Genomic DNA, 24,802 nt, shown 5'->3' with positions numbered 1-24,802 from the left:
CAGCACCATCTGCCATGGCCGTTGTCATCGCCGCACCGGCCAGCGGCAGCGGCAAGACGCTGCTCACTCTGTCCCTGTTGGCCTGGGCGCGCTCTCAGGGCCACAGCGTCCAGCCGTTCAAGGTTGGACCGGACTACCTCGATCCGCAGCTGCTGAGTGCGGTAGCAGGGCATCCCTGCCGCAATCTCGACATCAACCTCTGCGGCAAGGCCTGGGTTGAACGGGCTTTTCACGGTTACGGAAGCCAGCAGGATCTGGCCCTTGTTGAGGGGGTCATGGGACTTTTCGACGGCATCGGCTGCAGTGAAGCCGGCAGCACGGCAGCTGTCGCCAAACAACTGCAGTTGCCGGTGGTGCTGGTGATCGATGCCGGTGGTCAGGCCGCATCGCTGGGGGCTCTCGTCCAGGGTTTCCGTGATCACGACCCAGACCTGACCCTGGCCGGTGTCGTACTGAACAGAGTGAGCAGCCAACGACATCGGGATCTGCTACATGAGGTTCTCGCCGCGGTTGGCATGCCCCTGCTGGGCTGCCTGCCCAGGAGTGATGACCTGGCCTTACCCAGTCGACATCTGGGCTTGGCCCCGGCCCACGAGCTGCAAAATCCTTCCCAGCGACTGGAACGCTGGGCGCGTCTCGCGGAGGAGCATCTCGACCTTTCGCGCTGGCTCCCTTTGATGGAGGCTCCACGGTCAGGGACGCCACCGCTGGATGAGATCGCTCCGATCACCGGGCCGGAGTTGCCGGTGGCCGTGGCGGTCGATGAGGCTTTTCACTTTCGCTACGCCGAGACAGGCGAGCTGCTGGAGCGCATGGCCATGCCCCTGCTGCCCTGGAGCCCCCTCGCCGATGCACCTCTTCCCGCCGAGGCTCGCGGGCTGATCCTGCCGGGAGGCTTTCCGGAACAGCACGCTGAGCGGCTGGGGCAGTGCCGCACCAGCCAGTCTGCCCTCAGGGGGTTTGCGCAACGACACCCGATTTATGCCGAATGCGGCGGGATGTTGTTGCTGGGCCAGCAGCTGAACGATCTCAACGGCACCTCGCATCCAATGGCTGGCGTGCTGCCCTTCAGCGCGCGCCGTGGTGCGCTCCAGGTGGGCTACCGCCAGATGACACCACGCCAGGACGGCCTGCTGCTACGGCATGAAGAAACCCTGCAGGGCCACGAGTTTCACCGCTGGACCTTGGAGCACGACCGACCGCCATCGGCCGGGTCCGTGCTGTGGGACATTGAGGGCTGGAAGACCGGACGGACACCGGAGGGATGGGGTACTCAGAGGATTCACGCCAGCTGGATTCACCTGCACTGGGCCAGCTCTTCGATGATCTGCTCCCGATGGCGCGACGCACTCGCAGCAGATCCGATGCCATAGCCAGGCGGTTCGTCAACAGAACGCAGCCCGGACGGCTGCAACCCTTCCTCGAACGCTGGCGGCTGCTGATCCAGGGGCGGGTCCAGGGGGTCGGCTTTCGAGCCAGCTGCAATCGGCGCGCACTAGACCTCGGCCTGCGGGGCTGGGTCCGCAACCTGCGAGACGGCTGTGTTGAAGTGCAGGCCGAAGGGCCTCCCCTGGCGATTTCAGAGCTGCGTGCCTGGTGCGAGCAGGGCCCCCCTGGAGCACAGGTGCTGAGAGTTCAGCTGAGCCAGTTGCCGGTGACCGGAGATGATTGGTTTGAGGTGCGCCACTGAACAAACACCAGAGATGGGCAAGAACTTCCTCGACCCACAGGACAAAGCGTTCTGGCGAGCTCTTCTCGGTGTGATCAGCCTCGGTGTTTGCATCGGTCTCGCAGCTCTGATCCTGAAGCTGTGATCCAGGCTGCTGTCCCTTAAAGCATCACTGCCCATCCTGAGTTGGTCACTCCGCTGATCAGCTGATGTCACGCCAGCTCTGGCTTCTGCGCCATGGGGCAACGGAATGGGCTCTCAAGGGGCGGCACACCGGCAGCACAGACCTGCCGCTGCTGCCAGAGGGTGAAGCGGAAGCCCACGCCCTCGGCCCGGTCCTCAGCCAGCAGGCATTTGCAGCGGTGTTCAGCTCTCCCCTCCAACGGGCACAACGCACCTGCGAGCTGGCCGGGCTCGGCGATCAGATGCAGATCTGCGACGACATCATCGAGTGGAACTACGGCGACTACGAAGGGATCACAACTGCCACGATCCGTGAAACCGTCCCGGACTGGACGGCCTGGAGCCATGGTTGGCCGAATGGAGAGGATGCTCCACAGGTTGAGGCCCGCTGCACAACAGCGATCAGCAGAGCGCTGGCCGTCCCAGGGGACGGGGATGTTGCCCTGTTTGCCCATGGCCACATCCTCCGGGCGCTGGCTGGAACATGGCTGGGACTGGGTGCCGCTGGCGGACAACTGCTATTGCTGGGCACAGCCTCCGTCAGCATCCTGGGCTGGGAACGGGACACCCGGGCTATCCAGCGATGGAATGCTCCATCCACGGGGAACTGTTAATCCATGCCTGGATTAGCAGGAGTTGATCGGCAGGGATCCGCTGAACTGACAAAGCAAAATCCTTACTTCAAACCAGAATCATTTCTCCTGATTCTTTTAACCTGATAACAGCATTTACACCATAGAGTAATGGCCCTTAAGATAAGTTGTACCAATTGAATTTCGTTCCTAGCAAGGATCAGAAAAAGAAGGAAATACCTGAAGCGATGAGAAATATTGCCGAAGTCATCAGGCAATTCAAGAGAGCGACCGGAGCAGACGACAGGTACGTTGTATTGATTCTGGCAGCCATGATGGCCGACTACCAGGAGAAGACGTCACCTTGGAAATAACGTAGAAATAGATGTCTTATTGATTGTTTCGTCAGTTCTACCGACGAAACAATCCCACCATTCAATTGAAAAGATCTTGGGCGCCAACCTCAGCGCAAGACCACGCAAAAGTATTCACGGAACCCCTTACGGAAGCGCGACGGGCGCCGCAGCCAACGCTCACCTTCAGCCTTGCATCCGTCTTCACTGAACATCGGGGTGGTCACCATCGATGTGGAGTCACTGTTGGCGGCATTGCTGCCTGAAAACTTGGACCCAAAGACGCCCGTGGTCAGCACGAGGTGGGCCTTGATTGTTTGCTGAGCCCAAGCTGCAGAACTGGGCCAGACAAGGCAGAACAAGCTGAGAGCGATCAGACAACGGCGCATCCCCATGAAACCTCAACAAACGATCAGACCAGCTCAGTCAAACGAGGCAGGGGTGAAACCTCAAGGGCCCGACAGGGATGATGCGAATTCATGGCGCCAGGCACGCTCGATGGCAGAGCTGGCCGTTCCTCCGATCAGCCACACGCCGGTTCGAGCTCGCGAGACCGCGACGTAACAGAGTTGCTGACGGATGGATGGATCGGCACGGAACACATCCGGGGCCACAAAGACCTCTCCGAAACTGCTGCCCTGACTGCGATGTACCGTCAGCACCGCCGCCGGTCCTAGGGAGGCGAAGGCATCACGCAGAAGGAAATAACGCCGCCAGATAGCCCGACCGTTTTGTTTGCCCGCGTCCCGTGCCTGCTGACGCAGCCGCTGCATCACGCCATCCAGCTCGCGCCGGGCCTCACTACCAACGGGCGGTTGGAGTCTCAAACAGAGCTCCAATTCCCCCGCTGAAACCTGAGCCGAAAGGGTTTCAATCACCGGGACTGCTCCATCGGCCGGGGAGAGACCGAAATCCATCAGGTCACAGGACTCAGGCGTCACATCCCTGACAGTCACCTCACGATTGGAACCCAGCACCATGTCTGGCTCTTCGCCGGTCTCTTCGCCATCCCTTGAGGCTGGCGCCATCACCGCCGCCCGGCTGATCAACACTTCCCCAGGCAGCACCGCCATCTGATCAGCCATATCCCCATGTATGGCCCGCCGTGCCAGGGGAACCAAACGCTCAAGGGTGCGATTGGTGTAGCAGAGGATCCTGGCGGCATCCGGGTTGTCCTGAAGAGAGGCCTGCCGAAGTGCTTGGCGGGCTTGATCCAGCCAGTCTTTCTGGGGCAGACAGCGCACTTGACCACTGTTGTTGCAGATCGGAGGCAACGCGGGCGGGTTCTGACAGGGAAGTCCTCCATCCCGCAGACGGCTGGCGAGCTGCAGCACCGGCCCCTGGTGGCGCACCACCTCCTCCAGAGTTGCAGCACAGGCCCGTTGCATCGAAAAAACAGGACTGGAGTCCTCACCGACCGGAGGCAGCTGAGCTGGATCACCGACAAAAACCAACCGCGTTTTGAACGGATGGGCGCACTGCAGAGCGATGCCCAGCAACGTACTGTCCACCATGGAGGCCTCATCGATCAGCACCAGGCCAAGGTTCTCCAGGGCCATCGCCGTCTGCTCCGTTGGTTCGCAGACCTCAGCATCAGCGGAGCGTTTCAGCTTTAGCCTCAGCAACCGGTGAATGGTGGAGGGGTACCAGGTGGGCTGAAGACCCTCCAGATCCAGGGCCTGGCGCAAAACGCCCACCGCTTTATGCGTCGGCGCCACCACGGTCCAGCACAGCCCCTGCACCTCCACCATCCGCAACAGGCGCATCGACAGAAACGTCTTGCCGCTGCCAGCAAAACCGCTCAGCACGAAGGGTGTTCCATCGGCTGGTGAGGTGAGCCAGTCAGCGAAAGCCTCGGCAGCCTTGCGCTGATCGTCCGTGAGATCTTCTGTGAGCTGGGCCTCGCCGCTCACCCCAGTGCTGCCCGCAGGCTGGCGGCCAAATACCAGGGCGAGCCCAGCAGCACCAGCCCCGGCAAGGCCACCGCAGGACCGATCAAGCTGCCGACCAGTACCTGGAGGCGACTGTGGCCGAGGCTTTCCTTCAGCGGTTTGTCATGGGCTGTCGGCCAGAGTTCCACCGGCAGGGCATTGACCCGTGCGGCGGTGTAGCCCGCCGCACGCCGGATGCCGCTGGCGTCGTACATCACCACGAAGCTGACCATCGCGGCCAGGGCAAACAGCGGGTGGTCAAATCCCAGGGTCCATCCAATGCAAGCAGCTGTACCGGTCACCAGCGATGAGTGGCTGGAGGGCATGCCACCGGTTTCGATCAACACCGCCGGACGCCAGCGGCGATGAAAAATCAATTCGATCACCAACTTGGACAACTGAGCAGTGCCACAGGCCACCAACCCCCAGGCCAGAGAACTGTTGTCCAGGAACTCCTGCAGGACGGCGTGGGATGAAGCGGACTCAATCATCGATCACGGCTGGTGATGTAATCCGCCAGGGCTAGCAGCGGTTGGGCTTTATCTGCCCATGGCTTGAGCACCCCTTTGGCCTCCTGCACCAGATCAGCGGCCCGTTTGCGGGATTCCTCGAGCCCGAGAAGTTTGGGATACGTCGTTTTGTCAGCGATCAGGTCCTTGCCGGCTGTTTTACCAAGCACCTCGCTGCTGGCCGTGATGTCCAGGATGTCGTCAATGATCTGGAACGCCAGGCCGATCCCCCGGGCGTAGACCCGTAACGCAGCAATCAGCTCATCATCAGCGCCACCGATCATCGCGCCGGTGATCACACAGGCGCTCAACAACGCGCCGGTTTTGTGGAGGTGGATGTACTCGAGGGTTTCAAGATCAACCTCCTTGCCCTCGCTTTCCAGATCAACCACCTGACCGCCCACCAGGCCAGGGGCCCCCGCCACCAACGACAGCTCTCCCACCACCTTGAGCAGCCGTTCGGGCGGAACCCCAGGACTACGCAGCGCCACCATCTCAAAGGCACGGGTCAGCAATGCGTCACCGGCAAGGATCGCAACAGCCTCGCCGTAGACCTTGTGGTTTGTGGGGCGTCCACGCCGCAGGTCGTCGTCATCCATAGCCGGAAGGTCGTCATGGATCAACGACATGGTGTGAATCATCTCCAGCGCCACTGCCGTTGGCATGGCCTGGGCAGCATCCCCACCCGCCAGCTCGCAGGCGGCCAGGCAGAGGATCGGCCGTAGACGCTTTCCTCCTGCCAGCAGCGAGTAGCGCATGGCTTCACGGAGCGACTCCGGCCGCTCCGGCACCAATGACTGATCCAGGGCATGCTCCACCGTCGCCTTGGCTTTGGCGAGATAGGCCTTGAAATCAAAGATGTCGGCCAGGCCAGAAGTGTTGTCGGGAGAAGTCGCCGCGACGGTCATGGAGAGCCCGATACTGGCGGGATTCTCTCAGGCCGGCCCTGGCTTGCAGAGGGGGACCCAGTCCATCGGATGGGGCATGCGCATTTCCCGTCCCTGACCAGGGGCTGTTGTGATCGCCAGGTCGTAGGAGACGGAGTAACGCGGTGACGCCCTTCATAGGGTGTGACCTGATAGCGAAGGTCAGAGGGAAACAGCAGCAGCCGGTGCTGTTGTGGCGCAAACACACCCCCTGAAACAGCTGCATCCCGATAGGGAATGGCCATCACGTGGCTGAAGTAATCGTCCGCCGCCTGAAACTCCAACTCACCACTGGGGTTGTCGGGCTCCGTTCGCACGTAGAACACAGCACTGAGCTGCGCATTGCGATGGGTGTGGGGCTCAATCGTCCCGCCCTGCCGGGCGCAGACCACTGGCCATGCTTTCTGGATATGAACCTCCAGGGCGTGATTGGGCCCCAGAAGTTCCCTCAGGAATGCATCCACGTGGACTGCCAGCTGCTGATTCAGCCACTGGAATGCTTCCAAGCGATGCAATTGATCCAGTCCTGCTTTGCCCAGCAGATCGCCGGTGAGGTTGTTGCGATCGCTGAACTCAGGATGAGAAAAGACCTCGCGATCGAATAAAGCCAGCTGCTGGTCCATGGCCAGAGCGACATCGGCCGTGGGGGTGAGATCTGCCTGCAGCACCGGTGTGGGAAACAACCAGTGGATCGCCTGGTCTGCCATCAGCCGATCAGGTCATCCAGTTCGTGGTCGATGCCATCACGTCGGCACCAGGCCACCACGGTGTTCACCAGGAGCATGGTCACCGTCATCGGTCCAACTCCCCCGGGCACAGGGGACAGGGCTGCAGCGATCGGTTCCACCTCCTCCGCCACAACATCGCCGCACAGTCCACCCTCGGGCTTGCGATGAATGCCGACATCCACCACCGCAGCACCTGGCCGCACGTGCTCTGCCCCAACCATTCCTGGACGTCCAGCAGCGACCACCACGATCTCGGCCTCAAGGGTGTGGGCGGCAAGATCAGCGGTTCGGGAATGCGCGACGGTGACGGTGGCGTTGGCAGCCTGCAACATCAGCGCCATCGGCTTCCCGACGAGAATGCTGCGCCCGATGACCACGGCCCGTTTGCCGGCAGGGTCGATGCCATTGCTTCGCAGGAGAGCCATCACCCCAGCCGGTGTGCAGCTGCGCGGACCGGGTTCGCCCTTCAACAAACGACCCAGATTCAAGGTGTGAAGACCATCGGCATCCTTTTCAGGATCAATGGCCTCCAATAGGGGACGTTCATCCAGCCCCTTCGGTAACGGCAGCTGAAGCAGGATGCCGTCGACGCGAGGATCCGCATTGAGCGACTGGATCGTGCTGAGCACCTGATCAGCGGGTGTGTCAGCCGCCAGGTGCGCTCCATAGCTGGCGATACCCACACGGGCGCAGGCTTTTTCTTTGTTGGCGACATACACAGCACTGGCGGGGTCATCACCAACCCGTAGGACGGCCAGTCCAGGTGGTCGACCAACTGTTTTCGAGTGTGCACCAACGACACTGGTCAGACGACGCTCCACCGTTGCTGCCAGCGCTTTGCCATCCAGCCGCAGGGCCATGCCAGGAACCCATCAGTCCCTCCAGCATGCCCTGCAGACACAGCTAGCGTTACTCCGTCAGGTCCCTTGATTTGGTTCGCTTCAACGGCGTGAGCAAGTTGTGGAGACGCTGGCTGCGTCATCAACGTCCAGCTGGGCGACTGCTGCGCTGGTCTGCCCTTCAATCCAGCCTGGTACTGCTGCTCTGCCTGGTTGTTGCGGGCGCGTCAAGCCTTCCCTGGCTGCTGAAACCCGATCTTCAACCGGGTGTGCTGGCTCCCTTCAACGCCATTGCACCAAAGGATGCCCTGGTGCAGGACAGTACAGCCCTTGAGCAACGCCGCTCCACCCTCGTGGCCCGCTCCGTGGTTCAGGTGCTTGATGCAGAGCAGACGCAAGCCCTGAAGCTCAGGCTGGAACGTCAGCTCAGTGAGCTGCAACAGGTGAGCGAAAGCGGCTCGGCCGCCAGGGTCGGTCCCGTCAATCTCAGCACAGACGAACAGATCTGGCTGGAGCAACGCAGCGATCAAGACCGTCTCGCCTGGGACAACGGTGTCCGGCAGGCCGCACAACGCATGCTCAGTCAGGGACTGGTGAGCACCCTTGCGGTGGATCAGCTTCGTGAGGCTGCCGATCTTCAGCTGCAGGGTGATGCCATCGACAACCCTGCCGCCCGCTCCGTAGCCGGAAAGCTGCTTGTGAGCAGCCTTCAGGGCAGCAGCAACCTTCGAACCGATCCCAACCTCAGCAAACAGCTGATCGAAGAGCAGCTGACCAAACAGGGGATCCCCACCATCGACGTACGCAAAGGAGATCTCATCACACGAAAGGGCGAACCGATCAGCCCTCAGGCCTACGACGTTCTTGACTTTTTCGGAAAAGTGAAGCGAGAACCCCAGCCCCTGATCTGGCTGGGTCGTTTTCTGGAAGCCCTCTTTGCCTGCGGCGTGATGCTGTTGGTGATGCGACGGGAACGACCGGGACTTGAAGTTCGCCATGCATTGCTGGCTCTGGGACTGCTGCTGCTGGCTCAGTTGGCCAAGCTTTGGTTCCAATCCACGGTCAGTCCCCTAGCGGTGTTGGTCCCGCCCACCCTGATCCTGACCGAAGGACTGGGAACGGGCTGTGGCTTGGCTTGGATGGCCATCGCAGCTCTGATCTGGCCACTGCCGGTGAATGGATTGGGCCATGGCCGACTGTTGATCGCTGTCGCTGTGTCCACTACGGGGGGTGTCATTGCGGGGCGTCAGCGCAGCCGGGGGCAGTTGCTTCAGCTCGCTGTTCTGTTGCCACTCGGCGCCCTGGTGTCGCAGTGGGTGCTGCTCCAGCTGCAACCCTTCACGGGTTGGCGGCTATGGGGATCACTTAATCCTGGACTGGATGAACTGAGCACGGATGCCTTGCTGCTGGGTCTCCTGCTGATGCTGTCTCTTTTGATGATTCCGATGTTGGAGGGATCCTTCGGCTTGTTGACCCGTGCTCGTTTATTGGAATTGGCGGATCAGGAGCGTCCTCTGCTGCGGCGCTTGTCCAGTGAAGCTCCTGGCACCTTCGAGCACACCTTGATGATCTGCGGCCTCGCAGAAGAAGGGGCTCGTGCCATCAATGCCGATGTCAATCTGATTCGAACGGGCTCCTTATATCACGATGTCGGCAAGCTCCACGCTCCCGATTGGTTCATCGAAAACCAGAAAGATGGTCCCAATCCCCATGACGCCCTCAACGATCCGGAGCAGAGCGCGGCGATTCTCCAAGCCCACGTGGATGAAGGTTTGAAGCTAGCCAAACGCCATCGACTTCCTCGGCCGATTACAGATTTCATTCCGGAGCATCAAGGGACCTTGAAGATGGGCTTTTTTCTGCACAAAGCGCGTCAAATCAATCCAAACATTGAAGAGAAACGCTTCCGCTATCACGGCCCATCGCCACGCTCCAAGGAAACAGGAATCCTGATGCTGGCCGATGGTTGCGAAGCGGCTTTGCGTTCACTACCGCCCGACACATCAGAAGCTGAAGCCAAAGACACGGTGCGCCGCATCGTGGAATCGCGGCAGCAGGATGGACAACTTCGCAAAAGCGGATTGTCTCGCTCTGAAGTTGAGCTCGTGGTCCAGGCATTCGTGAAGGTCTGGCGGCGGATGAGACACCGCCGCATTCCCTATCCCATTCCCGCGAGACCCAGGCATTCAGCCTGATGAACGGGTCAATCGCATTGGGACAAAAACCTCAATGTGATCAGCTTTAGCGAAGTCGAGATTCGCAACATTGTCAGGTTGAAAGATCTCTTATCGTCAAGATGAAGGATGTTTGGCAGCGATCTTGCGCTGAAGAACAACAGCCGCTGGGATCAACGTGATCAGGTTGGCGATCAGCACGGGACCATCCGCGACCATCAGCCCATAGAGGGACCACAACAGCACCCCAGACGTGAACAAGGCGTACATGCCGAGAGAAATCGAGCGTGTATCACCACTGCGAAGGGTCTTCACCGCCTGAGGGAAAAAACTAAGGGTGGTGAGGGACGCTGCTGCGTAACCGATGAATTCAGCTGGCATGGGGAACATCCTCCTGTCGCGTGGACACCCGCAGTCGGCGACCAGTGAATGGGTGTTCAAACGCCAGGGCCCGGGCGTGCAATCGCATCGGAGTCGTCATAGCTTCACCGTAAATCGGGTCTCCCACGATTGGATGGCCAATACCGGCCAAGTGGGCCCTCAGCTGATGCGATCGGCCTGTCAATGGACGCAGCCAGAGTTGCGTTGAGTTCGGTTGCCTTGCACGGACTCTCCACAGTGTGGTCGAGGGTCGCCCCCTGGGATGATCGCCATAGCGAGGTGGATCCCGATCCAGGCGAGCCAAACGCGAATCAATCCGACCTCGACCTTGGAGCTGCCCAACCACCTCGGCTTCGTAGAGCTTGTTGACTCTCCGGGCGGCAAAAAGAGCACTGCAGCGACGCAAACTGTCCAGACCGCGGGCGACCAGCACCAAACCCGACGTGTCTCGATCAAGCCGATGCACCAGATGGTGATCTTCACTCCAACGCTGCAATCTGGTGATCAAAGAATCCTGCAGATGAGAGCCGCGGCCAGGTTGCGACAACAACCCCGACGGTTTCAGCACCACCACAAACCAGGGATCCCAATGCACGATCGTCAGATCGTCAGGGCTTGAGCCGCTCCGCACAATGTTTTTTGAACAGGTGTCGCACTTGATCCGGCGGGAGAGCCTGCACAAGCCGCGCTTCCGCCTCCACATGATGCTGACTGCTGTGGTACTGCTTCAACTCATGAAAAGCTTGCGGATCAGTACGGCGGGTCTGATCCATCCCAGCGCCCAAAACAGCTGAAGGCATCAACGGGCCTCCCTTGCAGAACTGCATCACATGAGCGGATTCATGGGCAAGAACCACCCAGATGTAAGCGGGATCATCCGGCAAGTTGTTGCCGCACATCAACAGTGCCTGCCGCCCCTCATGAAAAGCTCCGAGCAGGCCTTCAGGGCAATCGTTAGCGACCAGCGCTTCGACACCGGTCTTCTGAATCAACCGCAAGTAGGAGCCAATCTCATCCCAACTTGATGCCCGAAGCGGTTGGCCCCAGCTCATCGCCCAAAGCAAGGGAGCCATCACCCACCAGGCAGAGCGACCGACCGTCTGGAGCACCAAATCCCCTCACCCTTGTCTCATTGGTCTCACCAGATCATCGCCAGCGGCTGCAATGCCCCGAAGTTCTAAAGAATTCAGGCGTCGAGTTCTCGACGCACCGTCTCAACCTTCTCATGGAACACCTGATGCCGATCGATGCGGGTGTTCAGCTTCAGCGTGGTGTAGATCCGCGGCACACCCATGCCATGCAAGGCATCGTGACAAGCCCGAACGCACTCCATGACGTCATCCCAGGGACCTTCGATTGCCGTGCCGTTGGGACCCAGCTCATGGACGAGCCCGGTCGACTGGATCACCCGCTGACAAGTGGCGATGTAAGGGGACAAGCTCACCCCAACGCCGAGAGGAACCACGCAAAGGTCGACGCTGAGCCAGGAATCCACAGCCTTCAGTCCTGCGGATCTCATCCTGTCACGCACTGATTTTGGCCTTCAATCAAACTGATGAACTCCAGACGATCCATCGATGATTGAGCGACTGCTGGAGGCTTACGCAACGCTGATGAGCAGGGCCCCAGGGGCCGCCTTTCGAAAGGCCCGTGCCCTGTATCTGAACAAATATCCTCTGCCTCAGGCCGATGAGCAGACCCCTCTCAAGCTGTTCGTCTGCGACGAACAGCTCACGGAAACCGTGGAACCGGAGGAAGGCGGTGACCCTCAGCAGCGGCTGGTGACGCTTCGGTCCACCCCTGGCGCGCTTGCGCTCGTGCACTGGCAGCAGACCGACCCATCTCCTGACGATCTTGTCCGTCACTACCTCCGCCAGTCGTGGGGGCTGGATCCTGGAGCCTTGATCCTCAACGCATGCTCAGAGCCGTGGTTTCGCAACGGAGGCCACCAGATCCGAATCACGCCCCCCACTGGTCTGTTTGTACAACAACGAAGTTTATTAAGCCTCAGCGAGTAAAAACAAAAAAATTTCTAAAACCGGTCTCAAGCCGAACTGTCTCATCGCTATGCCGTGATCAGACACCTCTCAGGACATGCTCACTCAATACGCCGAGCGGTACGTGCTGCGCACGGAGTCTGATGGTTGTTATCTCTGCGTGAATGATGCGAATCAATCGATTAAATCGATCGATTCGCCCGACAACGCCTGGACCTTTCACACCCACGATGGGGCCGTGACCCACGCCTTGTGGATCGGCGAAGTTCACGGGGAAACCCCCGATGTAGTGAAGATCTGAGCCTGAATGGGCTCAAGTCAGCCTCAGCGCTGGCCGATCAGGTCGTCCCAGCTGAGAAAGGATTCTTTAGAGACGTTGATCTGGGCCTCCGCCAGGATCAACAACTGGGGCTCAATGAACAGAGGTTCTTGATCAACAAATTGCTGAACGTTGTTCTCCACGTCCTGCCAGAACGACATTCTTGATGGCTCACTTCCCAAATCCTCATGGAGAGCACGTCAACATTCTGTGAGCATTGACACATCTGCTGGTGACAAAGGATACGCCATGGAAGGCTCATCCATGAATGAAGTTGCGCAACCGTCTGGATTCTTCCGCTTGCGCCCGTTGCAGCGACGATGCACTGCCCTGATCCATCGCCCGTTTCTGGGCATCCAGCACGTCGGATTCCGTCAGCTGAAACCCCCACTCTTGGGCGAGTTGCAAAAAGTCCTCAAGCTCAAGCGGTGAGGCCAGCCGCTGCGCCAGCAGAGGGTTCGACTCACGAAGCGACAGGAACTGGTCGAGCTGCGACAGGGACATCCAGGATTTCAGTGGAGTTGATGTTCTAGATCAGCCCTTCACGGCATCGCCGCTTGCATTCGGCAGGATGAACTGCTGCAACAGGATGAACAGCACGAGAACAGGAAGGATCGAGACCACGGAGCCAGCCGCCACAATCCGCCAGTCCAGGGAGAAGCTGCTGGACAGTTGCTGCAACCCCAGGGGAAGTGTGTAGAGCGTTGGATCGTCGAGAATCACCAACGGCCAGAGGAAATCACTCCAGGTGCCGATGAACACAAACATGGCCAGGGTGATCAGATCAGCACGGGCCGCTGGGATCATCACGTTCCACCATTCCCCTAACCGGCTGCAACCATCGATGCGGGCCGCCTCCTCCAGCTCCTTGGGAACCCCCAGAAAGCTCTGACGAAGAAGGTAAAGACCAAAGGCCGTGGCGGCCTGAGGGATGATCAGCGCCAACAGCGTGTTGCGCAGACCCAGCTGAACCATCAGCAGATACAGCGGGATCATCACCACCTGGAAGGGAATCAGGATGGTGGCCACCACCAGACCCAACACCAGGCCACGGCCTGCGAAACGCATCCTGGCCAGGGGATAAGCCGCCAAGGAACAGAACAGCAGATTGGCCCCGACCGCCAGGACACTCACCACCGTGCTGTTGATCAGATATGTGCTGAGAGGATTGTCCTGAAACAGCCTGCGGTAAGCCTCAAGGCTGGGTTGGGCGGGCAGAAGGGCTGGCGGACTGCTGAAAATATCTTCGGTGGGCCCCTTCAACGACGTGCTCACCAGCCAGAGCAACGGCACCAGCACCAGGAGTGCCAGCGCGATCAACAACATCAGCTGGACAGCGCTCCGTACCGCGTGACGCATAAGCTTCAGAGGGTCGGCCGAGCGTCGAGAACAACAGCATCCCGCTGAGGATGCAAAGGCTGGTGCTCCTGGGCTGCCACAAGACGATTCAAGGCATTGATAAAGGCCATGGCGGCAGCAACCACCACGTCGGTATCAGCCGCATGGCCTGAATAAAGCGATCCGTCACGACGCAAGCGAATCGTCACTTCACCCATGGCATCAATGCCCTCGGTGACTGACTTCACCGAGAACTCGATGAGCTCATTGGGCACTCCCGCCAGTTGATTCAACGCCCGGCACACCGCATCCACCGGTCCTGTGCCAACGGCCGAGACGGTTTGTTCCGGACCGTTCTCCTCCGAAAGGGTGACGGTGGCGGTCGGCTTCAAACGCGTTCCGCAACTCACCTGCACCAGCTGGAGCTGATAGCGAGCCTCGGGCTGTTGCACCTGTTCGCTGACAATCGCCTCAAGATCGCGATCGGTGATCTCCCGTTTGCGATCGGCCAGGTCTTTGAAGCGGGCGAACGCCTCATCCAGATCCTCTCGGGTCAGGTCGTACCCGAGTTCTTCCAGCCTTGCTCTCACTGCACTACGGCCGCTGAGCTTGCCCAGTGAAATTCTGTTGTCGCTCAGACCAACGGTCTTGGCATCAATGATTTCGTAGGTGAGGCGGTTTTTCAGCACGCCGTCCTGGTGAATGCCCGATTCATGGGCAAAGGCATTGGCACCAACGATGGCCTTGTTGGGCTGAACCACCATGCCCGTGAGGTTGGACACCAATCGCGAGGTCTTGGTGAGTTCCTCGGTGCGAACCGCCGTGAGGGGAGTGGGACTGTCCTGATCGCGGTCGAAAAACGGATTGAAGTAACGACGGCGCACGTGCAAAGCCATCACCAATTCCTCAAGAGAGGCATTGCCCGCTCGCTCGCCGATGCCATTAATGGTGCATTCCAGCTGACGGGCGCCGTTCTTGACCGCCTCCAGGAAGTTCGCCACAGCCAGGCCCAGATCGTTGTGGCCATGAACGGAGAGAACCGCTTCTCCAATGTTGGGGACATGGCGATTGATGCCAGCAATCAGATCGCCAAATTCGCTTGGGGTGGTGTAGCCGACGGTGTCTGGAATGTTGATCGTGGTGGCGCCAGCGGCAATCGCCGCCTCGATCACCTCGTAGAGGAACTCCGGGTCGCTGCGGCCGGCGTCTTCACAGGAAAATTCAATGTCGTCCACCAAGGAGCGGGCATAGCTGACCATCTCGGGAACGATCTCAAGAACCTCACTGCGGCTCTTACGCAATTTGTGCTCGAGATGGATATCGCTGGTGGCGATGAAGGTGTGGATCCGGCGACGCGGTGCCGGTGCGACGGCCTCGGCGCAAGCCTTGATGTCCTTCTGCGATGCACGGGCCAGCCCGCAGATGATGGGACCGTTCTCGCCCCCAACCTGCTGGGCAATGCGCTGCACAGCAGCGAAGTCCCCTGCACTGGCAAAGGGAAATCCGGCCTCAATGACATCCACGCCAAGACGGGCCAGCTGCTGAGCGATTGCCAGCTTTTCCTCCAGGTTGAGGCTGGCCCCGGGAGACTGCTCACCATCCCGCAGGGTGGTGTCGAAAATCAAGACACGACCTGGGTCCTTGGCCATGAACAACGCCCTCGTGACGGCTTAGTCGGATTGACTATGAGTTATTGCATCTTAGTTCAGGCATCTCGGCCAAAACCGGATAAATTCGCAGCCACTCTTGGGCGTTTGGTCACTTGAGCAACGGCGCTCTCGCCCTTGTCCTTCACGCCCACCTGCCGTATGTGCGCTCGGTGGTGCCGGGTTCGCTGGAGGAAGACTGGTTTTTCCAGGCCTTGATGGAGTGCTACCTGCCGCTGCTGGAGGTCCTTGAACAGGCGGCAGCGGATACGGCCAGCACTCCGAAGCTCACCGTTGGTCTGTCTCCAACGCTGCTGTCATTGCTCAGTGACCCGGACCTGCAACAGCGGTTCCCCGGCTGGCTGGATCAGCGCCTCGACCTTCTCCCCTTCGCCGATGCAGAGCTTGCCGAGGCGAAGGAGCATCTCAACGCCTCCATCCAGCGCCACAAGTCCGCCTGGATGGCCTGCGATGGAGACCTGATCAGCCGATTCGCTGCGCTGCAACGGGCTGAGGTGGTGGATCTGCTCACCTGTGGGGCCACCCATGGCTATCTGCCGCTGCTACGCCAGCACCCTGAGGCGGTCCGCGGCCAGCTGCGCACCGCCGTGCGCGAACACCACCGCCTGATCGGGGAAAGTCCGCTGGGGATCTGGTTACCGGAATGCGCCTACTACGAAGGGCTGGACCAGTGGATGCGCGATGCGGGACTCCGCTACGCCGTCCTTGATGGCCATGGGCTTTTGCACGGTCGACCGCGTCCCCGCTACGGGGTGTACGCACCGATCTGCAGCCGCAACGGGGTGGCGTTCTTCGGCCGAGACAGTGAAGCGACCCTGCCGGTCTGGTCCGCCAAAGATGGCTATCCCGGCGATCCGAATTACCGCGAATTTCATCGCGACCTGGGATGGGATTTACCCCTTGAACAATTAGCGCCGCTTGGCTTATCGGAGCCCCGACCTCTTGGTCTCAAGCTGCATCGCGTCACCGACCACAGCGCGCCGCTCGATCAGAAACAGCCGTATCACCCCTCCATTGCAGCGGAGAGAATTCGGCACCACGCCAGCCATTACCTCAAAGGACGCCGACGCCAACTGGATCAACTCAGCAGCGGCATGACGATCAGTCCATTGCTCGTCGCCCCCTTTGATGCGGAACTGTTTGGGCATTGGTGGTTTGAAGGCCCATCATTTCTGGCCGAACTGTTTCGCCAGGGGCCAAGCAACGGCGTTCCCTTCACAAGGCTGCGGGATGTCTTGGATGGTTCACAACAACTGCAGCTCTGCGACCCCTGCCCCTCGAGCTGGGGCCAGGGTGGGTACCACAATTACTGGCTTAACGACAGCAACGCCTGGGTCGTCCCGGAATGGGAGCGCGCCGGAGAAGCCATGGTGCAGCGCTGCAGCCGCGGTGTGGCCCGCGAAGCGGATCTCAAACTGCTCAGCCAAGCGGCGCGGGAGCTCCTGCTGGCGCAGTCGTCGGATTGGAGCTTCATTCTGAGGGCTGGCACAACAACCGGACTGGCGCGGGAACGGATTGAACGTCACCTGGAGCGGTTCTGGATGCTGATGGCGGCGATTGATGGCAGCGGCGACCTACCCGAAGGGTGGCTCGAGGAGGTGCAGGCCGACGACCGCCTGTTCCCGTTGATTCAGCCGCTGGATTGGTCAAAGGTCGGCAGCTGATCCGCACCTGCCCCCAGCACCAAACCCCGCCGCAAATCCCAGGGGGATAGAGCAAACAAGCGCAGCATCACCCCCATCAACCTGGGCAGCGGCAGGGTGTTGGTGAGAAAACCAAACCATTCCTCCCGCGGCAATGAGAAGAAGGTGGAGAAGTGGGTGCGCAACAAAGCTTCGTTGAACCCCATCAAACGGCCCAGGCCGAACTGATAGAGCTGATGGCGCAGCACCAGCTCGATCGGCCAGAGCACCTGCCAGCCCCGTTGCGCCAAGGCGGCTGAACCAAGGCTTGGGTTGGCCATGGCTTCCGCCAAGGCCTGGGCCAGATCAGGCCCACGCCGCAGCAGCGCTCCCACCATGTAGCCCGAGGCTGGATGCACCATGCTCGCCGCACCCCCAAAAGCCAGCACCGGCTGGCTGCGATCCGGCAGCGGCAGGTTCATTGGGAAGAGGCAGAACTCCTCATGGATCACCTCGGTGATCTCCACACTGCGCCGATCCAAGCGCTGCTGGAGCCGTTGCTTGAGCACGTCGTAGGGAACACCCGGTGCCAAAGCGAGGGATGTTTCTTCCACGAAGAACACCCCTTCACCCAGATCCATCGCATATAAAAACGTGGGTGGTTCGCTGCGCTGCGCTTCGCTGAGGTGATCGCAGCGGTAGTCCATCAACACAAACCGGCCGGCCTCAATTGGCGGCTTGGAGAAACGCGCCACCACGCCGTAGGCCGCCTGGCCCGCCACTGGCCCCTGATCCGGCCGACGAATATGCGGCGTGCAAGAACCGGAGGCATCAATCACCAGGCGCGCTTGCAACGTCGTTCCCGACGCACAGCTGACGCTCGTGGTGGCACCGGTTGCGTCCACCCGTTCGGCCGTGTCTTGATGCCAGACCACGCCCTCAGCCCGCTCCAGCCAATAGCGCTGCAACGCAGCCCGATCAAACAAGCCGTAGTCGATCCCGTGGGCATGGCTCTGATCCTGAGCCGTTGAGCCGCCATCGCCGAAATAACTGACGGTGTCGCTCCAGCGGTGCTCCAGCAAGTGCTCGAGCCGCACCATCTTCAGTTCATCGGCCCAGATGCCGTAGGTGTTCGGCCAGGGCGCATCGACCGGATCGGGGGCAATGCATCCAACAGCAACGCCCCGTTGGTTCAGTTCCGAGGCGATGCAGAGGGCAGCAGGACCGCCCCCCAGCACCAGCACATCCACCGGCTCGGCCAAGGTCAGCTGTCCTGCGCGTTGCTTTCAGTGTCACTGGCTTCGGTGTCGTTCGACGTGTCGTCGTCAGCCGCGTCGTCCTCGGCTTCGGGCGGCACCAGCACCACTTCCGACAAACGGTCACCTTTGTCGAGACGCTGCAGACGCACACCCGTGGCGGCCCGTGACTGCTGCGGAATCGCATCGGCGCCGGTGCGCACGATGACCCCTTTCTCGCTTACCAGCAGCACCTCCTCACCAGCACCGAGGACCCGTAGACCCACCAGAGCATCGTCCGCCGTGCGGAACTTCATCGCCCGCAGGCCCATGCCCGCCCGCTTCTGCAGTCGGAACTGGGTCACCGGCACGCGCTTGCCCAATCCAGACGCCGAAGCCACCAGCACCCAGGGACCATCACCAGAGGATGCATCCTCCTCATCTTCTTCCGCGCTCTGGGCGATCCGATCCGCCAGCTCAACCGGCAGCACGTCCATGCTCACCAGCCCATCACCGTTGCGCAGATTCATCGAACGCACACCACGGGCCGTGCGGCCTAAGGGGCGCAGCTCCTCATCGCTGAGGCGGAAGTGAATCGTCATCCCCGCATTGGAGCCGATCAGCACGCTGTCGCCGGGCACCGCCAGGCGCACCCAGGTCAACGCATCGCCCTCTTCCAGGTTGATGGCGATCAGACCATTGGAGCGGATGTTGCTGAAGGCTGAAAGACGGGTGCGCTTGATGAATCCGCCTCGGGTCAGCATCAACAGGTCCATGTCGTCGTTGAACTCCGAGACCGCCAGCAACGATGTGATTGCTTCCTCCCGCGGGATCGGTAACAACTGCACCACCGGTGTGCCTTTTGCGGTGCGGCTGCATTGCGGCACCCGGTAAGCCGGCAGGGCATAGGACACACCACGGTCACTGAACAGCAGCAGGGTGTCGTGGTCGTTGCAGCTGATGAACAGCTTCACGGCCTCCTCCCCCTGGCTGCGGGTGCCGGCCTTGCCGCGGGTGCCTCGGCTGGTGGCTTCGAACTCACTCACCGGCATCCGTTTCAGGTAGCCGGTTTCGGTAACGAGCACGACGGAACGCTCGTTGGCGATCAGATCGATGTCCTCAAGACCACCACCCAGATCGAGAATCTCGGTGCGGCGCGGTGTCGTGTAGCGCTCGCTGAGTTGGTTGAGTTCGTCCTGAATGATTCCGAACACCCGCTCACGCCGGCCGAGGATGTCTTTGTAATCCGCGATTTTGGTGACCAGATCCTCGTGCTCAAGCCGGATCTTGTCGGCCTCCAACGCCGTGAGACGCCGCAGCTGCATCTGCAGGATGGCGTCGGCCTGAATGTCGCTGAGGCCATGCCGGTCCTGCAGCTGCTGACGGGCCGTCGCCGTATCGGGGGCAGCCCGGATCAGGGCAATGATCGGATCCAACTGATCCAGTGCCAGCAGCAGGCCAAGCAGGATGTGATCGCGTTCCTCGGCCTTGCGCAGCAGGTAACGGGTGCGGCGCTCGATGGTCTCGACGCGGAAGTCGAGAAACACCTCGAGCATCTTGCGCAGGGTGAGCAAGGTCGGCTCACCGTTCACCAGCGCCAACATGTAGGCACTGAAATTGCTCTGCAATGCAGTGAGTTTGAACAGATTGTTTAGCACCACTTGCGGATAGGCATCACGGCGCAGCTCCACCACGATGCGCATGCCATCGCGATCACTCTCATCGCGAATATCGGAGATGCCCTCAAGCTTCTTGTCGTTGACCAGCTCAGCGGTGCGCTCGATTAGCGCTGCCTTGTTGGTCTGATACGGCAACTCCGTGATGATCACGGCATCACGATCAGGACGGCCGGGGGCTTCGATCGTTTCAATCGCCGCCACACCGCGCATGGTGATCGAGCCACGACCGCCCAGATAGGTCTCACGGATGCCCTCGCGACCAAGGATCTGACCACCTGTAGGAAAGTCGGGTCCAGGGATCAGCCGGATCAACTCCTGTTCAGATATCTCGGGGTTCTCAATCAGCGCCAGCAGGCCGTTGATCAGCTCATTGAGGTTGTGGGGGGGGATGTTGGTCGCCATCCCCACGGCAATGCCCGCTGAACCATTCAGCAACAGCTGGGGAATTCGAGCCGGAAGCACCGTCGGCTCCTGCTGCGAACCATCGAAGTTGTCGGCGAAGTCAACGGTCTCGGCCTCGATGTCCTCCAGCAGGCTGTCGGTGGTCAGCGCCTGCAACCTGGACTCGGTGTACCGCATGGCCGCCGGCGGATCGTTGTCCACCGATCCGAAATTGCCGTGCCCGTCAATCAAGGGCATAGACATCGAGAAGTCCTGAGCCATCCGCACCAGGGCGTCGTACACAGCCGTATCGCCATGGGGGTGATACTTACCCAGCACCTCGCCCACCACACGAGCGCATTTCCTGTAAGGGCGATCGCTGGTCAGCCCCAATTCGTACATTGCGTACAAAATGCGGCGATGCACGGGCTTGAGGCCATCGCGGGCATCGGGCAACGCCCGGCCCACGATCACGCTCATCGCGTACTCCAGATAGGAGCGCGACATCTCGTTGCGAAGATCCGCCTGAATGATTCGATCGTCGGAATCGCCGGGGCCGCCGCCTCCTGGCCCCACAGAATCCGCCATACAAACGATGTACCACCGCCCTTCACTTTATCTCCGAGGAGGAATCCAGACCGAAAACCTCCGATAAGCTCCAGGTCAAATTTTTGGATCTGATGGGACCCATCGACGAACCACAACCCAACGTCGACAGCGTCAGCCCGGTCTCCTCTCCATCACCAGTAGAGCCGCCTGCCTTCACGGAGAGTCCCGCACAAACATCGGCAGCCTCAGAGCCCACACCAACCCCCACCGTCACGCCAGAGCGCACCGCTGATCCAGCCATTGCTGCAACGGTGACGATCCCGGCTGACGCTGACGCCTCAGGGGGGGAGTGGGATCTGTTGAAGGTCAAGCTCCAAGGGTTGGTCAACACCGATCAGCTGCAGAGCCAGTGGAGCCAGTTGAAAGGCCTGCTTCGACTGCTCGCAGGCTTGATCGTTCTGGTGATCGTTCTGCAGATCTATGGCGGCATTCTTCGCGCCATCGATGCTGTTCCCCTGGCCTCGGGCTTGTTTGAGCTGGCCGGTGTGATCTGGCTTGCCAATTTTTCAGTGCGCAACCTGGTGCGCAGTGGCGACCGCCGCAAAGTTGTGGAAGACCTGGCGCGCAGCTGGCAACGGGTTGTCGGTGGCTGAGTACAGCTCGCCGCAACCCGATTGGTAGCTTGATGAGACTTCATCAAGACGTGCGGTGGACATTCAGCTCGGACGCTCCAAGACCGTTCGCCGGGCCTATGGAATTGATGAAATTGCCCTCGTGCCCGGTGGTCGAACCGTTGACCCAGAGGTAACCGATACGCGCTGGACTCTCGGTGGCATCGAACGGGACATCCCGATCATTGCCAGCGCCATGGACGGCGTGGTCGACGTGGACATGGCTGTGCGGCTCTCCAATCTCGGTGCCCTCGGCGTGCTTAACCTTGAGGGAGTCCAGACCCGCTACAACGATCCATACGAGGTTCTGGATCGTATTGCAGCCGTTGGCAAGGACGAGTTCGTCCCCTTGATGCAGGAGATCTACAGCCAGCCGGTTCAGGAAAGCCTGATCCGCAAACGCATCGCCGACATCAAGGCCAAGGGAGGAATCGCTGCGGTCAGTGGAACCCCTGTCGCTGCATTGCGCTTCGGCAAAGCCATCGCTGAGGCAGGCGCCGATCTCTTCTTCGTGCAGGCCACGGTTGTGTCCACCAACCACATCGGTCCCGAGGGCCAGGACACGCTCGATCTGGAGGCGCTGTGCAGGGACATGGGTGTCCCCGTAGTTATCGGCAACTGCGTGACCTACGACGTAGCCCTGCAATTGATGCGCGCTGGAGCAGCCGGTGTGATGGTTGGAATCGGCCCTGGAGCCGCTTGCACCTCTCGCGGTGTGCTTGGCGTTGGCATTCCACAGGCCACTGCAGTTGCCGACTGTGCCGCTGCCCGTGCCGATTACGAAAAAGAAACAGGTCGCTACGTCCCGATCGTGGCCGATGGTGGGATCGTGACCGGTGGCGACATCTGCAAGTGCATCGCCTGCGGCGCTGACGCCGTGATGATCGGCTCACCGATCGCCCGCGCCGAGGAAGCGCCAGGGCGCGGATTCCATTGGGGCATGGCCACTCCAAGCCCTGTCCTCCCACGCGGAACACGCATCAACGTGGGAAGAACGGGAAGCATTGAGCGGATCCTGCGGGGCCCGGCAAAGCTCGACGACGGCACCCACAACCTGCTGGGCTGCCTCAAGACGTCCATGGGCACCCTTGGAGCCCGCACTATCCAAGACATGCAGAACGTGGAAGTCGTCGTGGCTCCTTCGTTGTTGACGGAGGGCAAGGTGTACCAAAAAGCGCAGCACCTTGGGATGGGCAAATAAGTGAGGGCTAGTGTGAGGAGTGTGCGGGCCATGCCCACACACTCCTCACACCCCCCGGCCCGACGCGCTCGGGCTTTCACTCTTCCTGCGAGAACCATCACAGATCCCATCGCTGCAGCGATCTGGACTGTTGAGTTGGTTCAACGTTGCTAAATTTCAATCACATCATTTCGACCATATGTCCAGCGCCGCTGCGGTTACTGACGCCTCTTTCGAGCAGGACGTCCTGCAGAGCGACGTCCCGGTTCTGGTCGACTTCTGGGCTCCTTGGTGTGGCCCCTGCCGCATGGTTGCTCCCATCGTCGAAGAAATCGCCAAGGAATTCGATGGTCAGATCAAGGTCTTCAAGCTGAATACCGACGAAAACCCCAACGTTGCTAGTCAGTACGGCATCCGCAGCATCCCAACGTTGATGGTGTTCAAGGGCGGCCAGAAGGTCGACACCGTTGTGGGTGCTGTTCCCAAGGCAACCCTGTCCGGCACGATCTCGAAGTATCTCTGATCCCCGCATCAGCAGAGGGAGGACAGTGGATTGGGGCTTCATCTCGGTCTGATTGATTACGGCATGGGCAATCTCCACTCGGTGGAGAAGGCCTTCAACCGCCTTGGTCATCAACCCAGTCGCGTCGTCAGCCCCAGCGACCTTGATGGTTGCGATGCCCTGGTTCTGCCTGGCGTCGGATCCTTCGACCCAGCCATCGAAAATCTTCAGTCCACGGGTCTAATTCCCGATCTGAAACGCTGGAATGAGGCCGACCGCCCCCTGCTCGGCATTTGTCTTGGACTCCAGTTGCTGTTCGAGTCCAGTGCCGAGGGCCGTCTTGAGGGTCTCGGACTGATCAAAGGCCACGTGGAACGTTTGCCCATCGAGGCTGGAGCCCGGATTCCGCACATGGGATGGGCACCTCTAGACCTGAGGCGGGCCAACCCAATGCTCGGAGCTGCGGACCCCTTGGCTTGGGTTTACTTCGTTCACAGTTATGCCGCTGTGCCGGAGCGGCCCGAAACACAGGCTGCAGCTGCTTCCTTCGGGAGTTCCTCCGTCACCGCAATGGTGTGGAAGCGCCGATTGGGCGCTTGCCAATTCCACCCGGAAAAATCATCCGACAGCGGTAAAGCGATGCTGAAGCGCTGGCTGGGTTGGCTCCAACGCGGAGCCCCGATCGGTTGATGCACGGAGCAGGGCAATTGCGCCTGATCAGTGGCCGACGACTGCTCAGCCCCCGGGGAAGCGGAACGCGACCGACAACGGCCCGCGTACGGGAAGCAGTGATGAACATTGTTCGTCCACGGTTGATGGACTGCTGCTGGCTGGATCTCTGTAGTGGCAGTGGCGTCATGGCCTGCGAGGCGATCGAACGCGGCGCTCGTTCGGTGACCGCCGTGGAAAAAGACCCGCGCTGCGCCAGCATCTGCGAACGCAATCTGAAGGATGTCGCCCAGTCAGGCTCACGGCGTGCGGAGGTGACCGTCGTGAAACGGGACCTGATGATCTGGCTTCAACAGGATTGGAGACAGGACGGTTTTGATTTGATCTATTTCGATCCTCCCTATGACGCAGGTCTGTACTCAAAAGCACTCACACTGCTATCAAACCAGGAATGGCTCCAACCCGATGGTTTATTGATCTGTGAACTTCGCTCTGATCAACCACTTGATCCGGGGGATGACTGGACCGTGGTGGATCGTCGTTGCTACGGCAGCAGTTCGCTGGTGATGATCAGCCGTCCAGAGCGCTGCCGCCGCGACGGTACTGGTTCCAGGCAGCCACGAACAGACCCAGAAGCGTGACGGGGATCAGACCCAGAACAATGCCGCACAGCAGGGGTTCGATCATGGAGGTCGCACCAGGAAGCAGGATTAAGCACAATTCTTTCA

The 24,802-nt window shown here is 60.4% G+C and carries 28 protein-coding genes and 1 pseudogene; 12 read left to right on the top strand and 17 right to left on the bottom strand.

Going from position 1 to position 24,802, the window contains the following annotated elements:
• Positions 1-14 precede the first annotated feature (14 nt).
• From SynA1524_RS03715 to SynA1524_RS03705, 3 genes are all read left to right on the top strand, one after another.
• Positions 15-1,373, top strand: coding sequence for a cobyrinic acid a,c-diamide synthase CobB (locus SynA1524_RS03715; protein ID WP_186499001.1), 1,359 nt, complete (start codon positions 15-17; stop codon positions 1,371-1,373).
• On the top strand, positions 1,337-1,690 hold the full coding sequence (locus SynA1524_RS03710; protein ID WP_186499000.1) for an acylphosphatase: 354 nt from the start codon (positions 1,337-1,339) through the stop codon (positions 1,688-1,690). Before SynA1524_RS03715 ends, SynA1524_RS03710 begins: the two co-directional genes overlap by 37 nt.
• Positions 1,691-1,878: 188 nt before the next feature.
• Positions 1,879-2,466 carry a histidine phosphatase family protein gene (locus SynA1524_RS03705; protein ID WP_186498999.1) on the top strand — a complete coding sequence of 196 codons (588 nt, stop codon included), beginning with the start codon at positions 1,879-1,881 and terminating at the stop codon, positions 2,464-2,466.
• Between the two features lie 421 nt (positions 2,467-2,887).
• Here SynA1524_RS03705 and SynA1524_RS03700 read toward each other — a convergent pair whose 3' ends face one another.
• The 6 genes from SynA1524_RS03700 to folD are packed head-to-tail and all read right to left on the bottom strand — an operon-like array spanning position 2,888 to position 7,731.
• Positions 2,888-3,172 (bottom strand): hypothetical protein, encoded by a 285-nt coding sequence (locus tag SynA1524_RS03700; protein WP_222930507.1) that lies wholly within the window; start codon positions 3,170-3,172, stop codon positions 2,888-2,890.
• Between the two features lie 54 nt (positions 3,173-3,226).
• Positions 3,227-4,690 carry an ATP-dependent DNA helicase gene (locus SynA1524_RS03695; RefSeq protein ID WP_186498997.1) on the bottom strand — a complete coding sequence of 488 codons (1,464 nt, stop codon included), beginning with the start codon at positions 4,688-4,690 and terminating at the stop codon, positions 3,227-3,229.
• Positions 4,687-5,199, bottom strand: a complete 513-nt coding sequence (locus SynA1524_RS03690; RefSeq protein ID WP_186498996.1) for a divergent PAP2 family protein — start codon at positions 5,197-5,199, stop codon at positions 4,687-4,689. The genes SynA1524_RS03695 and SynA1524_RS03690 overlap by 4 nt, the downstream gene beginning before the upstream one ends.
• A complete protein-coding gene (crtE, locus tag SynA1524_RS03685; RefSeq protein ID WP_186498995.1) occupies positions 5,196-6,125 on the bottom strand; it encodes a geranylgeranyl diphosphate synthase CrtE in 930 nt (309 codons plus the stop codon). Before crtE ends, SynA1524_RS03690 begins: the two co-directional genes overlap by 4 nt.
• Positions 6,122-6,850: a TIGR02466 family protein gene (locus SynA1524_RS03680; protein WP_286188662.1), complete on the bottom strand. Its 729-nt coding sequence runs from the start codon at positions 6,848-6,850 to the stop codon at positions 6,122-6,124. Before SynA1524_RS03680 ends, crtE begins: the two co-directional genes overlap by 4 nt.
• Positions 6,850-7,731, bottom strand: a complete 882-nt coding sequence (folD, locus tag SynA1524_RS03675) for a bifunctional methylenetetrahydrofolate dehydrogenase/methenyltetrahydrofolate cyclohydrolase FolD (protein WP_186498994.1) — start codon at positions 7,729-7,731, stop codon at positions 6,850-6,852. The genes SynA1524_RS03680 and folD overlap by 1 nt, the downstream gene beginning before the upstream one ends.
• 71 nt (positions 7,732-7,802) lie before the next feature.
• Here folD and SynA1524_RS03670 point away from each other — a divergent pair, with 71 nt between their 5' ends.
• Positions 7,803-9,905, top strand: coding sequence for an HDIG domain-containing metalloprotein (locus SynA1524_RS03670; protein ID WP_186498993.1), 2,103 nt, complete (start codon positions 7,803-7,805; stop codon positions 9,903-9,905).
• A gap of 96 nt (positions 9,906-10,001) precedes the next feature.
• Here SynA1524_RS03670 and SynA1524_RS03665 read toward each other — a convergent pair whose 3' ends face one another.
• From SynA1524_RS03665 to SynA1524_RS03650, 4 genes are all read right to left on the bottom strand, one after another.
• Positions 10,002-10,274: a SemiSWEET family sugar transporter gene (locus SynA1524_RS03665; RefSeq protein WP_186498992.1), complete on the bottom strand. Its 273-nt coding sequence runs from the start codon at positions 10,272-10,274 to the stop codon at positions 10,002-10,004.
• Positions 10,255-10,869: an RluA family pseudouridine synthase gene (locus SynA1524_RS03660; protein WP_286188729.1), complete on the bottom strand. Its 615-nt coding sequence runs from the start codon at positions 10,867-10,869 to the stop codon at positions 10,255-10,257. Before SynA1524_RS03660 ends, SynA1524_RS03665 begins: the two co-directional genes overlap by 20 nt.
• Positions 10,870-10,873: 4 nt before the next feature.
• Entirely contained in the window at positions 10,874-11,338 is a 465-nt protein-coding gene (locus SynA1524_RS03655; RefSeq protein WP_502707915.1) for a hypothetical protein, read from the bottom strand.
• 113 nt (positions 11,339-11,451) lie between these two features.
• Complete coding sequence (locus SynA1524_RS03650; RefSeq protein WP_186498989.1) at positions 11,452-11,784, bottom strand: MTH1187 family thiamine-binding protein; 333 nt, start codon at positions 11,782-11,784, stop codon at positions 11,452-11,454.
• A gap of 58 nt (positions 11,785-11,842) precedes the next feature.
• Here SynA1524_RS03650 and SynA1524_RS03645 point away from each other — a divergent pair, with 58 nt between their 5' ends.
• On the top strand, positions 11,843-12,283 hold the full coding sequence (locus SynA1524_RS03645) for a hypothetical protein (protein ID WP_186498988.1): 441 nt from the start codon (positions 11,843-11,845) through the stop codon (positions 12,281-12,283).
• A gap of 76 nt (positions 12,284-12,359) precedes the next feature.
• Positions 12,360-12,563, top strand: a complete 204-nt coding sequence (locus SynA1524_RS03640) for a hypothetical protein (RefSeq protein WP_186498987.1) — start codon at positions 12,360-12,362, stop codon at positions 12,561-12,563.
• Positions 12,564-12,586: 23 nt separating this feature from the next.
• On the opposite strand, the gene SynA1524_RS03635 is transcribed toward SynA1524_RS03640, so the two are convergent.
• From SynA1524_RS03635 to SynA1524_RS03620, 4 genes are all read right to left on the bottom strand, one after another.
• Positions 12,587-12,742, bottom strand: coding sequence for a hypothetical protein (locus tag SynA1524_RS03635; protein WP_186498986.1), 156 nt, complete (start codon positions 12,740-12,742; stop codon positions 12,587-12,589).
• A gap of 97 nt (positions 12,743-12,839) precedes the next feature.
• Complete coding sequence (locus SynA1524_RS03630; protein WP_186498985.1) at positions 12,840-13,085, bottom strand: Nif11-like leader peptide family natural product precursor; 246 nt, start codon at positions 13,083-13,085, stop codon at positions 12,840-12,842.
• A 30-nt stretch (positions 13,086-13,115) separates the two neighbouring features.
• Positions 13,116-13,940 carry a carbohydrate ABC transporter permease gene (locus SynA1524_RS03625; RefSeq protein ID WP_186498984.1) on the bottom strand — a complete coding sequence of 275 codons (825 nt, stop codon included), beginning with the start codon at positions 13,938-13,940 and terminating at the stop codon, positions 13,116-13,118.
• Positions 13,941-13,945: 5 nt separating this feature from the next.
• Positions 13,946-15,568: a 2-isopropylmalate synthase gene (locus SynA1524_RS03620; protein ID WP_186498983.1), complete on the bottom strand. Its 1,623-nt coding sequence runs from the start codon at positions 15,566-15,568 to the stop codon at positions 13,946-13,948.
• Between the two features lie 113 nt (positions 15,569-15,681).
• On the opposite strand from SynA1524_RS03620, the gene SynA1524_RS03615 reads away from it, so the two are divergent.
• Positions 15,682-17,250, top strand: a complete 1,569-nt coding sequence (locus SynA1524_RS03615; protein WP_186498982.1) for a glycoside hydrolase family 57 protein — start codon at positions 15,682-15,684, stop codon at positions 17,248-17,250.
• Here the strand turns inward: SynA1524_RS03615 and crtL are convergent.
• A complete protein-coding gene (crtL, locus tag SynA1524_RS03610; protein WP_186498981.1) occupies positions 17,217-18,470 on the bottom strand; it encodes a lycopene beta cyclase in 1,254 nt (417 codons plus the stop codon). The genes SynA1524_RS03615 and crtL overlap by 34 nt on opposite strands.
• Positions 18,471-18,472: 2 nt before the next feature.
• Positions 18,473-21,091 carry a DNA gyrase subunit A gene (gyrA, locus tag SynA1524_RS03605; RefSeq protein WP_186498980.1) on the bottom strand — a complete coding sequence of 873 codons (2,619 nt, stop codon included), beginning with the start codon at positions 21,089-21,091 and terminating at the stop codon, positions 18,473-18,475.
• Between the two features lie 92 nt (positions 21,092-21,183).
• Between gyrA and SynA1524_RS03600 the strand changes: the two genes are divergently transcribed.
• The 5 genes and pseudogenes from SynA1524_RS03600 to rsmD all read left to right on the top strand — a co-directional run.
• Positions 21,184-21,705 (top strand): CAAD domain-containing protein, encoded by a 522-nt coding sequence (locus SynA1524_RS03600; RefSeq protein WP_186498979.1) that lies wholly within the window; start codon positions 21,184-21,186, stop codon positions 21,703-21,705.
• Between the two features lie 55 nt (positions 21,706-21,760).
• The gene (locus SynA1524_RS03595; protein WP_186498978.1) at positions 21,761-22,924 is read left to right on the top strand and encodes a GuaB3 family IMP dehydrogenase-related protein; all 1,164 of its coding nucleotides are present in this window, start codon (positions 21,761-21,763) and stop codon (positions 22,922-22,924) included.
• A gap of 178 nt (positions 22,925-23,102) precedes the next feature.
• On the top strand, positions 23,103-23,426 hold the full coding sequence (trxA, locus tag SynA1524_RS03590; protein ID WP_006851354.1) for a thioredoxin: 324 nt from the start codon (positions 23,103-23,105) through the stop codon (positions 23,424-23,426).
• A 30-nt stretch (positions 23,427-23,456) separates the two neighbouring features.
• Positions 23,457-24,095, top strand: a complete 639-nt coding sequence (gene hisH, locus SynA1524_RS03585) for an imidazole glycerol phosphate synthase subunit HisH (RefSeq protein ID WP_186498977.1) — start codon at positions 23,457-23,459, stop codon at positions 24,093-24,095.
• Positions 24,095-24,631: pseudogene (rsmD, locus tag SynA1524_RS03580) on the top strand (16S rRNA (guanine(966)-N(2))-methyltransferase RsmD); the annotation flags it as partial. The gene hisH and the pseudogene rsmD, both read left to right, overlap by 1 nt.
• Before the next feature lie 13 nt (positions 24,632-24,644).
• On the opposite strand, the gene petG reads toward rsmD, so the two are convergent.
• On the bottom strand, positions 24,645-24,761 hold the full coding sequence (gene petG, locus SynA1524_RS12970; protein ID WP_286188661.1) for a cytochrome b6-f complex subunit V: 117 nt from the start codon (positions 24,759-24,761) through the stop codon (positions 24,645-24,647).
• Positions 24,762-24,802 lie beyond the last annotated feature (41 nt).

The organism is Synechococcus sp. A15-24 (assembly GCF_014280195.1).
Taxonomy (GTDB): Bacteria; Cyanobacteriota; Cyanobacteriia; order PCC-6307; family Cyanobiaceae; genus Parasynechococcus.
The sequence above is the reverse complement of the archived record's forward strand: the minus strand, read 5'-3'. Positions and strand labels throughout refer to the sequence as shown.